A 12210-nucleotide genomic window follows, 5' to 3' on the forward strand; every position below is an offset into this window, starting at 1 on the left:
ATGCTGCGAGCCCTATTGTTCGACGACGAGTATATCGTTCTGCAAGGATTGAAGGCGATGATCGATTGGAGCCGCTGCGGCGTGGAGCTCGCGGGAACGGCCGCGAACGGGATCGAGGCGCTGGAGCTGTTCCGGAGACTGCGCCCGGACATCGTTATGACGGACATCCGGATGCCGGGACTCGACGGTCTGCAGCTCATCGAGATCATCCTGCGGGAAGCGCCGGATACGATCTGCATCGTCTTCAGCGGATTCAATGAATTCGAGTACGTGATGAGGGCGATGAAGCTCGGCGTCGTCGATTATTTGGAGAAGCCGGTTACGATCGGGAAGATCGAGGAAGCGCTGCAGCGGACGATGAACAAAATCGGACAGCAGCAGGAATATCAGGAGCTCAAGAGCAGGCTGGAGGCGAACCGGGAGGAGCTGCTAGCCAAAACGACGCTGGATCTGCTCTTCCTTGGCGGGGAGGCGGAGGACAAGTGGAGGCAAAGCTTCGGAAGCGACGCGGACGAAGTCGTCGGCGTGACGGTGCTTGTGTTCCCGGGCCGGCCCGAGGCTGCGCCCGCCCATCCGTCTTACCGGATGGTCGAGCTCAAGATCGGGACGGAATGGGTGATGGCCTTCTTTCACTTCGAGCTGCCGGGAGACTTTCTGTGGGAGCAGCTGTCCGAGCTGTCCGCCGGCATGCAGGAGACATTCGGCTCCGGGCAGACGTATGGCTCGCCCGCCGATGCCGGCAAGAGCTTCAAGGAGGCGCTGCGGGCGCTGCGTTGCGGCAGGTTTCTGGAGGAGAAGGGCTGGACGCGGATCGAGGATGTCGGCGAGACCTATCCCCATCCCGGCGGCCTGTCCGACCGCGAGGAAGCGATTCTGTTCTATATGAGGACGGCGGATAAAGAAGGGCTGCTGCAGCAGCTGGAAGCATTCGGCCAATGGATGGAGAGCGAGCGGCTCGATCCGGAGGCTGCCGAGCAGGAAGTGCTCAAGATGGCGTATGTCGGCATGCAGTCAGTCGCGGAGACGGCAGCCGATACGGCCCGGATGGGGACCCTGTCCAAAATCCAGCATCGGGAGCTCGGGGGCATGCACAGCAGGGAAACGATGCTGCTGTGGCTGCGGCGGCATCTGGAGGCGTGGATCGACTGGACGGCCGCGGCCCGGAGCTCGACCAGGCACTCCGCAGTGGAGAAGGCGCAGGTTTATATCGAGTCCAACTATCATCGGGATCTGACCTTGCAGGAGGTCGCCGACCATGTCGGCATGAACGCGACCTACTTCAGCCTTCTGTTCAAGGAGAAGACGGGCCTCTCCTACATCAAGCACGTGACCAGGCTCAGGCTGGAGAAGGCCAAGGCTCTGCTTCGGCGCGGGGGGCGGGTCCACGAGGTCAGCGAGAAGGTCGGCTATTACAAATACCGGCATTTTACGGAGATCTTCAAAAAGCACTACGGCTGCACGCCGAGCCAGTACCGGGAACGGCATGGATGCATGCCCGGACAAGAGGAGGCGCAAGGCGATGAGTAAAGGGCTGCGCGCGCTGGGCGTTCTGGCGCTCGTACTTGCCGCAGCCAGCGGCTGCGGCTCCGGGGTCGGCGGGCTGCCCCGCGATACGGGCGTCCAGGATTCGGAGCGGACCATCCATTACGTGTCGTCGATGCTGGAGACGCAAGGCAGCGCCAGGATTATCGGCGAGCTGGCCTCCGAGTACGGAGGGAAGCATCCGGAGGTCCGCTATTCCTTCGAGAACGTCAATACCTCCGATCTGCTTCAGAAAATCCAGCTGCTCGCGGCGAGCAACGATCTGCCCGAGCTGTTCTCCTTCGAATCGGGCAAGCCGCTGGAGGAGCTGGCCGATCACGGCTTTGTCGTCGATCTGGAGCAGGCCTTCAAGGAGCTCGGCCTGTACGACAGGCTGAATCCGGCCGCGGTGAAGCTGCTGAAGTCGATGGTCGGTGGCAAAGGCCTCTATGCCCTGCCGCTGGAGATGAATATCGAGGGCTTCTGGTACAACAAGCGGATCTTCGAGTCCTGCGGCTTGCGCGAGCCGCGGACCTGGACCGAGCTGATGGAGTCCGCCGACGTCCTCCAGCGCCATGGCGTCCAGCCCTTCGCGCTTGCCGGGGCGGAGAAATGGCCGATCACGAGGCTGATCAACGGGTATGTCATCCGCTTGTACGGCTCGGCGATCATGCAGCGCGTGAGCCGGGGAGAGGTCCGGGTGACGGAGCCCGGCTTCATCGAGGCGGCCGGCGTCGTGCAAGGCATGGCGCTCAAGGGCTATCTGGGAGATCACGTCAATACGACCGATCTGAACGAAGCCGCCGCGATGTTCCTGAACGGAAAGGCGGCCATGTTCTACTCGGGCAGCTGGAGTCTGCGGGACTTCAACGATCCTACCGCGAATGCGATCGGTCCGAAAGCTATCGGCCTGTTCAACATTCCGCTCGTCGAGGGAGGTGCCGGAACGGAAGAGGACTGGCTGCTGCATGCCGGACTGACGACCTCCTTCTCGGCTGCCGCTTACGACGATAAGATGAAGGGCTGGATGAAGTCGGTATTCCGCGATTACGGCGACCGCGCTATCCATGAAATGGGCTATTTGCCCGGCTTCAAGGTCGACCGCATGCCGGATGAGCTGCCGCCGCTGACCAAAATGGTGCAGCAGAAAATAGACGGCGTCAAAAACGGCACGCTGTGGTTCGAGGCGCTGTTCGATCCAGAGGCTCAGACGGTCGCCTGGAACAACGCCCAGTTGCTCGTCTCCAACGAGGACTTCACGCCGTCGATGTATATGGAGGAGCTGCAGCAGGTGCTCGACAAGCAGAAGAAGGAATGACAAAAGGCTCCGGAGCATCCATGCGCATGCTCCGGAGCCTTTCTCGCGGTCGGAATCCGCCTTGTTATCCTTTGACCGCGCCGGCCGTCATGCCCGCCACGATCCGCTTGTTGAAGAAGATGAACAGAATCAGCGGCGGAATCGAGATCAGAATGATATCCGCGAAGAGAAGATTCCAGGAGGTGTTGTACATGCTCGTGAAATTGTACAGCGTGAGCTGGATCGTGGCGTTTTTGGCGCCAGGCAGGAAATAGAGCGGATTGACGAAATCGTTGTAGATGCTCACCGCGGACAGCACGATGACGGTGGACGTCACGGGCATGAGCAGCGGGAAGACCATCTGGAAAAACAGGCGGAGGCTGCCGCAGCCGTCCATGACGGCGGCCTCGTCGATCTCTCTTGGAATCGTCGCCATGAAGCCCCGGTACAGAATGGTGGAGAAGGAGATGCCGAGCGCCGCCTCGATGAGGACGATGCCGCTGATCGTCTTGAACAGGTGGATGGAATCGAGCACCCAGATCGTCGGCACGATGGCGGGCGGAATCATCAGTCCGGCGAGGACGAGGAAGTTGATCGGTCCGGACCAGCGGTCCGTCCGCCGCTGCAGGACATAGCCTGCCATCGCGCAGATGACGATGATGAGCGCGATCGACAGCAGCGTGATGACGGAGCTGTTGAGGAATGCTCGCACGACCATGCCGTCCTGCGCGGTCAGCACCTCCTTGTAGTTGTCGAGGATGTGCAGGGAGCTCGGCCAGTCGATCGTGAGCAGCGAGGACTCGGCGCGGTTCTTGAACGAGTTGATGAGGACGAAATAGAAGGGTACCCAGAATATGGCGATGGAGAGCAGGACGGCGACGGATTCGAGGAGGATGGGGTTTCTTCGTTTGGCGGTCACAGGTCAACCTCTCTTCGGGACAGGAAAGTGAACAGCGGGAAAGCGAGCAGAGAGACGCCGATGAACAGGATGACGTTGCCGGCGGTAGCCAGGCCGTAGAAGCCGCCTTGATACTGCTTGTAGATGATCGAGGCGATCAGATCGGTGCTGAAGCCGGGTCCGCCCTTGGTCATCGCCCAGACGAGATCGAAGGAGCGCAGGCCGCCGATGAAGGCCAGGATAATGACGGAGTTCATGGCCGGCGCGGTGAGCGGAACCGTTATATGCCTGAATTTGTCCCATGCCGTGCCGCCGTCGATCTGAAGCGCCTCGCCGTACTCCTGCGGGATGGACATGATGCCGGCGATGAAGATGACGGTCGCCATGCCGACGCCCTTCCAGACGTCCACGAAGGCGACCGACAGCAGGGCGATGCGCGTATCGCCGAGCCAGTCGGGACCGGCGATGTCGGCCAGCGCCAGCGCCTTGTTGATCAGGCCTTGGGTCGGATGCATGAGCGTGCTGAAGGCGATGCCGACGGCGATCGTGCTGAGCAGGGTAGGGAAGAAGACGACCGAGCGCAGATAACCCTTCGTCCGGAGGCTGGACGTCAGGACGACGCCTAGCAGCAGCCCGAGCAGAACTTTGAGCCCGCAGGTGACGACGGCGTAGACCAGCGTGTTCCGGAAGCCGATCGTAAGCGACGATTCCGAGAAGAAGGTCGCGTAATTTTCAAAGCCGATGAACTTCCACTCCTCCAGATCCCAGCGCGTCATGCTGAAGAAGAACGACAGAAGGGTCGGGATCAGGAAAAAAACGGTATAAATGAGGCCTGCGGGAAGCAGGAAGGCGTAGGTGTACAGCCGCCTGTTTGCTTTGGTCATTATGATCTCTCCCATATGCGGTTAAGAAATCGGCCCTGCGCAGCGCAGGGCCGTCCTTCATCGGGGTTCTTTCCGTTACCAGCCGCCGATGCCGAGCTGCTTGGCCTGCTTCTCGACGTCCTTGTCGTACGCTTTGGCGCTGTCCTCGGGGGATTTCATGCCGGCGCCGGCTTCGACGGCGATTTGCGGCAGATTCGGGCCTTTCAGCGGAGACAGGAATTCAAGAGCAGGTGCCGTGGCGTTGTTGTCGAAGTAAGGAAGCATGTCCTTGACGCCTTGGTAGGCATCATCGGGAAGGGTCGCGCCCTTGACGACGTAAGGTCCTTCCGGCTTCGCCTTGGTCGCCATCAGCGCCATCGCTTCCGGCGTGACGAAGAAGTTGAGCCATTTTTTCGCGGCCTCAATGTTTTTGCTCTCCTTGTAGATGGAGATGGCGGCAGGCATCCAGACCGTCAGGCCGTTTTTGTCGGCGGAGTCTCCGGGCTGGGCGAACACGCCGATGTTGCCGATCTGATCCGGATAGTTGGCGTAGATGTTGGACAGGGCGAAGGTCAGCATCGGATACTGCACGCCGGTTCCGTCCACGAGCATTTTCAGCGCCTGGTCGTATGTCGTCGACAGATAGTCCTTGTTGAGATAAGGCTTCATTTCGGCAAGCTTCTCGAAGCCTCGCAGAGCCGCAGCCGTCGAGGCGAATTTGGCCTTGTTGTTCGTGAAGTCGTCGGCGAAGGAAGGGGCGGCGGCCTGGACGTTGTAATAATCGGCCAGAAGAATGAGCTGCGCTGTCCAGCTGTCCTTGAAGGAGCCGATGACGGCTGTTTTTCCTGCCGCCTTGATCTTCTCGTTGTTCGCCTTCAATTCATCCCATGTCTTCGGAACGGACAGCCCGAGGTCGGCATAGACCTTTTTGTTGTACAGCCATGCGCCTGCCTGGGAGGAGCCGCTCGGGCCGGCGTAGACTTTGCCGTCTACGCTTACCGTCGGCTTGAAGGAATCCAGCACATTCGCCATGAACGGCTCGTTCGAGAGGTCCAGGAAGTATTTATCGGGCTGCAGGGATTTGAACAGGGATCCGGAGTTGTAGAAGTTGAGGTCATCCATCTCTCCGGACACAAGACGCGTCTTCACGAGGTTGTCGCCCTCGCCGCCGCCCGGACGCAGATCGAATTCGGTCTTGATGTTGTAGCGTTTCTCGATTTCGTCGGTGACGGCCTTGATGCCTTCGGTCGAAGTCTGGTTGTCGATGAGCAGCTTCAGCGTCACCGGCTTGTCGTACCGCTCGGAGCCGCCATCGGATGTATTCGAAGCGTTGCTGCCTGCTTTGTTTGCCCCCGATTCCGAATTGCTGCCGCATCCGGCCAGAAGTCCGGCGGCGACCGCCATGCCCGCCGCCATGGCAATCCATCGTTTGGAAGTGGTTTGCATCGTTGCTGTTTCCTCCTCTAATTTGTGTGCCGGCGCCATCGGCGCCATGACCGTTGGAGGGGACGGGAGCTTCTGTCGCCAGAACTCCGATCCCTTGCGAGTCCAATTGTAAGGGCTTGCATTGGAGAGGCGTAACGGCCGCATTCTTTAGCGATGTCCTCATTTTTCAGGTAAGGGGCCGATTCGCCGCTTGCATGCGGTCCGATCCAAACAAATCGGACAGTTCCGAAAAATGCGTCGCTTATGGAACGGAGGCAATGGCCTTATAATGGCTCTGCTGCAGGCGCCTTTCGGCCGCAGATGCTGGAAGGAGAAGCGTCGGCGCCAAATTTGGACAACGGGAGTGGATGAGCTTGACCCGGTTTCACGTATACGATCCAACCTGCGAATATCGGAGCAATCCTTTGGGCATCGGAGTGCAACAGCCCCGTCTGAGCTGGAAGCTCGAATCGGACCGCCGCGGAACCATGCAGACCGCATACTGCATCGAAGCCGCCTCCGAGAAGGACGGCTTCCACCGTCCGCTCTGGACTACCGGCATCCGCCGGAGCGGCGATTCGATCCAGGTTCCTTACGAAGGCCCGCCCCTCGCTTCCCGTCAGCGCGTGTATTACCGGATCAAGGCATGGGACAATTACGGCAGGGAGTCGGAGTGGAGCGAGGCGGCCTGGTGGGAGACGGGACTGCTGAGCGAGAGCGACTGGGAGGGGGCTTTCATCACTCCCGACGCAGCCGCGATCGATCCGAATGCGGAAGCGGCGTATATGCTTCGGCTGTCGTTCCAGGCGACGAACAGCATTGCAAGGGCGCGAGTGTATGCGACGGCAGCAGGCGTCTATGAGCTGTATTTGAACGGCGAGCGCGTATCCCGCGATCTGCTGGCGCCGGGCTGGACCAGCTATTCCCATCGGCTGCAATATCAGGCTCACGATGTGACCGGCCTGGTGCGGGAAGGCGGCAACGGCATCGGTGTATTGCTCGGCGACGGCTGGTACCGGAGCGGCATGGGCTTCGAGGGCAAAAACTTCAAGTACGGCGACAGGCGGGCCGCATTGGTCCAGCTCCATCTTCAGTTTGAAGACGGCACCGAAGAAATCGTGGCGAGCGGACCATCATGGAAAGCGGCGCTTGCGCCTATCCGCTACTCCTCCATCTATCATGGGGAGACGTACGACGCCCGTCTGGAGCTGGAGAGGTGGAGCGAGGCGGATTTCGAGGACAGCTCCTGGAGCGCGGCGGTCACGGTTGGCCTGCCGTTGAAGACGCTGGTCGCTCAGGAGAACTGGCCGACGAGGGTGACGGAGACGATCAAGCCGGTCTCCGCGTTCGTCACGCCTGCCGGAGACCATGTGCTGGACATGGGACAGAACATGGTCGGCCGCATGCGCATGACTGTCGAGGCGCCGGCCGGCGCGCGCATCGTACTGCGCCATGCCGAGGTGCTGGACCGCGACGGGAACATCTATTTCGGCAATTTGCGATCCGCGCGGCAGCAGGTGGAATACATCGCCAAAGGCTCCGGGCGGGAGGAGTATGCTCCGCATTTCACCTTCCAGGGATTCCGTTATGTTCAGGTGGAAGGGTATCCGGGACAAGAGGGCGGCCTGCCACTGGAGGCGTTTGCCGGCGAGGTCATGCATTCGGACATGCCCCGGACCGGGGAATTCGAATGCTCGGACGAGCGGCTCAACCGGCTGCAGAGCAACATTCAATGGGGGCAGCGGGGCAATTTCCTCGATGTGCCGACCGATTGCCCGCAGCGTGACGAGCGGCTCGGATGGACGGGAGACGCCCAAGTGTTCATCGGGACGGCGCTGTTCAATTATCAGGGAGGGCCATTCTTCACGAAGTGGCTGCGGGACTTGAAGGCGGAGCAGCTGCCGGACGGCGGCGTGCCGTTCGTCATTCCCGACACGGCCGACGGCTCCAGCTCGGCGGCTTGGGGCGACGCGGCCGTCATCTGTCCGTGGAAGGCATACCGGTATTATGGTGACACCCGCCTGCTGGCCGAGCAATATGGCAGCATGAAGGCTTGGGTCGAATACATCCGGGCGCAGGGCGATAGGGAAGAGCTGTGGAACACGGGCTTCCACTTTGGGGACTGGCTGGCGCTGGATGCCAAGGAAGACAGCTATGTCGGCGCGACTCCGCTGCCGCTCGTCGCGACGGCATGCTACGCCTACTCCGCAAGGCTTTTGTCGGAGGCGGCAGGGGTGCTCGGCTATGAAGAGGATGCCGCCGCTTACCGCAGGCTCCAGGCGCAGATCTCGCAGGCTTTCCGCGACGAATTCGTCACGCAGACAGGGCGGATCGCTGCGCCGACGCAGACGGCGCATGTGCTGGCGCTTGTGTTCGATCTGGTCGACGACAGCCTGAAGCCCCGCGTGGCGCAGGATCTGAATACGCTGATCGCGGACAACGGCTATCATCTGTCGACCGGCTTCATCGGCACGCCCTATCTCTGCTTCGCACTGTCCGAGAACGGCTACCATCAGACCGCCATCCGTCTTCTGATGCAGGAGAGCTACCCGGGCTGGCTGTATTCTGTTTCCAAAGGAGCGACGACAATCTGGGAGCACTGGGACAGCATCAAGCCGGACGGCTCGTTCTGGAGCGACGACATGAATTCGTTCAACCATTACGCCTATGGAGCGATCGGCGAGTGGATGTACCGCAAGCTGGCCGGCCTTGAGCCCGCTCATGACGTTGCTGCGTTCAAGCGGAGCCGGATCGCGCCGATGTTCGGGGCCAGGAAGCTGACCTATGCCAAAGCTGTCCACGAATCCAGCTACGGGCGACTCTCGGCCGGCTGGACCGTGGAGGGCGAAAAGGTGGAGGTGACGGCGGAGGTTCCGGCCAATACGGCTGCGGAAGTGTTTTTGCAAGGCGCTTCATTGGCTGTCCTGACGGAAGGCGGCCGCCCGTTCCGGGATGTCGAGGGCGTGCTCGAGGCTGTCGAGGACGGGAGCGGCGTCGCGCTGCAGGTCGGCTCCGGCTCGTACCGGTTCGCCTATCCGGGCGTAAATCTGTTCCGCATCCGGTATACCGAGGAGTCCCGCGTAGACGAAATCCTGCTGGACGAGGCAGCCGCGGCGATCATGGGAAATCATTTCAGGCAGCTGCTGGCAAGTCCCATGATCAACTTCATGAGCCGCTACACGCTGAAGCAGCTGACGGAGAACGCGATGTCCGGCGTGTCGCCGGAAATGGTGCGGGATCTTCTGGCCGATCTGTCCGGGATTTGAGCGGGATGGAGCATCGGCAGCGCGATTGGGACAGGCGGACAGGGCGGCGGCGTTGAAGGCAAGGATGAATGCTTAGGCAGGCGGAATGCTGGCTTAGAAGGTCAGGCCAACGCGTCGAAACGCGGGAAAGAGAGGCAGGCGGCATGCTGGAGCAGTTGAGGGCGAAGCCTTTCCACTTGACGGACAAGGATATCGAGTGGGTGCGGGAGACGATGTCGGAAATGACGACGGAAGAGAAGATCGGCCAGCTGTTCATAGTCGCCGAGATTCCGTTTTCTCCGGTGAAGCAAGATCTGATGAGCATCAAGCCCGGAGGGATTCATCTGTTCGCCATGGGACCGGAAGCGACCAAGCGCAGGCAAAGCTCCATGATCGGCAGCTATCAAAGCGAGAGCCGCATTCCTCTCCTTATATCAGGTGATCTGGAAAGCGGAGGGATCGGCGGCGCCTGCGACGGCACGAATCTGGCGATGAACATGCAGGTCGCGGCGACAGGAGACCCGGCGCTCGCGGAGGCGTTCGGAGCCGCGATCGCGGCTGAGGGCGCGGCGATGGGCTACAACTGGGTGTTCGGGCCTGTAGCCGACATCAACTACAATTTCCAGAATCCGATCGTCAACACGCGGGCTTTCGGCGACGCGCCCGATACGGTCGAGGCGTATGCCGTTCCGGCGCTGAAAGGCATCCAGGCGGATGGAGTTATGGCGGCCTGCGCCAAGCATTGGCCGGGCGACGGGATGGACGATAGAGACCAGCACAAGGTGCTCACGGTCAACAGCATGTCCATGGAAGCATGGAGGGGATCTTACGGCCGCGTATTCCGCGCGGCGGTCGAGGCAGGCGTCAAGACGGTGATGAGCGCGCACATCGCGCTGCCTGCTTACTTCGACGAGCTGGGCAATAAGGATATCCGGACCCGGCATACGCCGGGCTCGCTGTCCCGCGAGCTGAATGAAGACCTGCTGCGCCAGGAGCTGGGCTTCAACGGCCTCATCGTGTCGGATGCGACGAGCATGGTAGGTATGACAAGCTTCGGCCCGCGCAAGTCGATCGTCCCGCAATGCATCGCGGCCGGTGTCGACATGTTCCTGTTCAGCAGCGATATCGCGTACGACTACGCCGCGATGCTGCAAGGCTTGCAGGACGGCGTCCTCACGGAAGAGCGGCTGGACGAGGCCGTGGCGAGAATTCTCGGCCTGAAGACATCCCTGGGGCTGCATCGGCATCGGCAAGCCTTGCCGGGGGAGGAATTCCGGCTGGAAGCCGTTGGCTCCGCCGCCCACCTCGAGCTGGCCGGCGAGCTGGCCGCCCGGTCCGTGACGCTCGTGAAGGACACACAGCGGCTGCTGCCGATCTCGCCAGAGAAGCATAAGCGCGTTCTGCTGCTGTATTCGGCGGACGAGGAAGCCGTCTTCGCGGAGCGTGGCGATGGAGGCGCCGCTTTTGAGCGCATGCTTGCGAGTCGGGGCTTCGAGGTGGAGCGGGAGCATCATCCCCGTCATGAGGACAACGGCATCGACCTGGTGCTGTATCTCGTCCAGAAGTCGCCCAGCTTCATGGCGAGCTCGCTCCGGCTCACGCCGAAGGAAGCGGGAGGGCCGTTCGTCTGGTATCCGGCATCGGTGCCGACGCTGTTCGTGTCGCTCGGCAGCCCCTACATTCTGTATGAAATGCCGTCCATGCCGACGGTCGTCAATGCCTACAACGCTTCGGCCGCGGTGCAGGAGGCGGTATTGTCCTGCCTGCTCGGGCAGCGGCCTTTCCTCGGACGATCGCCGGTCGACGCCTTCTGCGGCCAGGAATGGGCAAGGCTGTAAGCGGGCCTTCCGAGCGTAAATGCGGCTGCGCAGGATCGGAATAGGTCTGCGGCGGCTATTGACGAAAGTTGTTTTCCGGAGCTAAGATGGATTCAACTGCACAGTCCGGATCAGAGCTCGCTCTCCGGCCGCTGCGAGGCGATGGAGTTCGCCGCAACCGCCCGAGGGCTGATGACTCCTACCAGCGATGCTTGCTGGTAGGAGTCTATTTTTTTGTCCTTATGCGGATTCAATCCAAAAGAGAAAGAAGGCGCAGCATGATCTATTTGCTGATGGGAATCGGAGGCATGCTGGGGGCGCTGCTGCGCTACAGCTTAGGCGAATGGATTGGAACCGGGGGAGTGGCGCTCTTCCCGCTGGGCACGCTGATCGTGAACTTTGCAGGATGCTTCGTGCTGGCCTTCTTCTATGCCGCTACGACGACCCGGTTCACCGTCCATCCGCATTTCCGCTCTTCATTTGGAACCGGATTTGTCGGCTCCTTCACGACCTTTTCGGCCTTTTCCCGGGAAATGACGGATCTGATGGGAGCAGGGCATCTCGGGAGCGCCGCCCTGTATGCGGCCGGCAGTCTGCTGGGAGGCTTTCTGGCGACGGCGGCTGGAGTGAGGCTGGGGACGCTCAAGCACAGGCAGACGGGAGAGGAGCGAGGCGCATGACATGGGTATATATCGGAATCGGAGGTTTTGCTGGAGCGGTCCTGCGTTTCGCGTTGGTCGAGCTTGTGCGCAGAAGGAGCTCGTCCGGCTTTCCTTACGGAACGCTGCTGGTCAATCTGTCCGGCTCGCTTCTGATCGGCCTGCTGTACGGCGCGACTTCGGATTCGCGGCTCATTCTGCTGCTCGGAACCGGCTTCCTGGGAGCCTTTACGACCTTCTCCACGTTTCAGTATGAGCTGGTCGGTTACGGGCGGATGAAGCAGTGGAAGCCGTTGTCCGTTTATTTGACCGTCAGCATCGTGCTTGGATTGCTGCTCGCCGCGGCCGGACATTCGGCCGGTGCTGCGCTTCGTTGAGGAGAGCTGCAGGAGCTTCTGGAGCATGTCAGCTTGAACAGCTAAAATAGTTGGAAGACGCCTTAACGAGGCCGGCGGCTTTTGTGCAAGAAACGGAATCAGGCAAAA

The 12210-nt window shown here is 61.0% G+C and carries 9 protein-coding genes and 1 riboswitch; of the genes, 6 read left to right on the plus strand and 3 right to left on the minus strand.

Going from position 1 to position 12210, the window contains the following annotated elements; genetic code table 11:
• Together CIC07_RS05640 and CIC07_RS05645 are read left to right on the plus strand one after the other, a co-directional pair.
• On the plus strand, nucleotides 1–1527 hold the full coding sequence (locus CIC07_RS05640) for a response regulator (protein WP_076359898.1): 1527 nt from the start codon (nucleotides 1–3) through the stop codon (nucleotides 1525–1527).
• Nucleotides 1520–2839: an ABC transporter substrate-binding protein gene (locus CIC07_RS05645; RefSeq protein WP_076359824.1), complete on the plus strand. Its 1320-nt coding sequence runs from the start codon at nucleotides 1520–1522 to the stop codon at nucleotides 2837–2839. Before CIC07_RS05640 ends, CIC07_RS05645 begins: the two co-directional genes overlap by 8 nt.
• Nucleotides 2840–2903: 64 nt before the next feature.
• Here the strand turns inward: CIC07_RS05645 and CIC07_RS05650 are convergent, their stop codons facing one another.
• The 3 genes from CIC07_RS05650 to CIC07_RS05660 all read right to left on the minus strand — a co-directional run bounded on the left by CIC07_RS05650 (nucleotide 2904) and on the right by CIC07_RS05660 (nucleotide 6025).
• The gene (locus tag CIC07_RS05650) at nucleotides 2904–3737 is read right to left on the minus strand and encodes a carbohydrate ABC transporter permease (RefSeq protein WP_175619223.1); all 834 of its coding nucleotides are present in this window, start codon (nucleotides 3735–3737) and stop codon (nucleotides 2904–2906) included.
• The gene (locus tag CIC07_RS05655; protein ID WP_076359826.1) at nucleotides 3734–4600 is read right to left on the minus strand and encodes a carbohydrate ABC transporter permease; all 867 of its coding nucleotides are present in this window, start codon (nucleotides 4598–4600) and stop codon (nucleotides 3734–3736) included. Before CIC07_RS05655 ends, CIC07_RS05650 begins: the two co-directional genes overlap by 4 nt.
• A 75-nt stretch (nucleotides 4601–4675) precedes the next feature.
• Nucleotides 4676–6025, minus strand: coding sequence for an ABC transporter substrate-binding protein (locus tag CIC07_RS05660; protein ID WP_076359828.1), 1350 nt, complete (start codon nucleotides 6023–6025; stop codon nucleotides 4676–4678).
• A 347-nt stretch (nucleotides 6026–6372) separates the two neighbouring features.
• Here CIC07_RS05660 and CIC07_RS05665 point away from each other — a divergent pair, with 347 nt between their 5' ends.
• The 4 genes from CIC07_RS05665 to CIC07_RS05680 all read left to right on the plus strand — a co-directional run bounded on the left by CIC07_RS05665 (nucleotide 6373) and on the right by CIC07_RS05680 (nucleotide 12102).
• Nucleotides 6373–9270 carry an alpha-L-rhamnosidase gene (locus CIC07_RS05665; RefSeq protein ID WP_076359830.1) on the plus strand — a complete coding sequence of 966 codons (2898 nt, stop codon included), beginning with the start codon at nucleotides 6373–6375 and terminating at the stop codon, nucleotides 9268–9270.
• Between the two features lie 143 nt (nucleotides 9271–9413).
• Nucleotides 9414–11087: a glycoside hydrolase family 3 protein gene (locus CIC07_RS05670; RefSeq protein WP_076359832.1), complete on the plus strand. Its 1674-nt coding sequence runs from the start codon at nucleotides 9414–9416 to the stop codon at nucleotides 11085–11087.
• Nucleotides 11088–11215: 128 nt separating this feature from the next.
• Nucleotides 11216–11275: riboswitch (Fluoride riboswitch) on the plus strand.
• 69 nt (nucleotides 11276–11344) lie between these two features.
• Nucleotides 11345–11746: a fluoride efflux transporter CrcB gene (gene crcB, locus CIC07_RS05675; RefSeq protein WP_076359834.1), complete on the plus strand. Its 402-nt coding sequence runs from the start codon at nucleotides 11345–11347 to the stop codon at nucleotides 11744–11746.
• Nucleotides 11743–12102, plus strand: coding sequence for a fluoride efflux transporter FluC (locus CIC07_RS05680; protein ID WP_076359836.1), 360 nt, complete (start codon nucleotides 11743–11745; stop codon nucleotides 12100–12102). The genes crcB and CIC07_RS05680 overlap by 4 nt, the downstream gene beginning before the upstream one ends.
• Nucleotides 12103–12210: the final 108 nt, after the last annotated feature.

Origin of the sequence: Paenibacillus sp. RUD330, from assembly GCF_002243345.2 — a bacterium.
Classification (GTDB): Bacteria; Bacillota; Bacilli; order Paenibacillales; family Paenibacillaceae; genus Paenibacillus_O.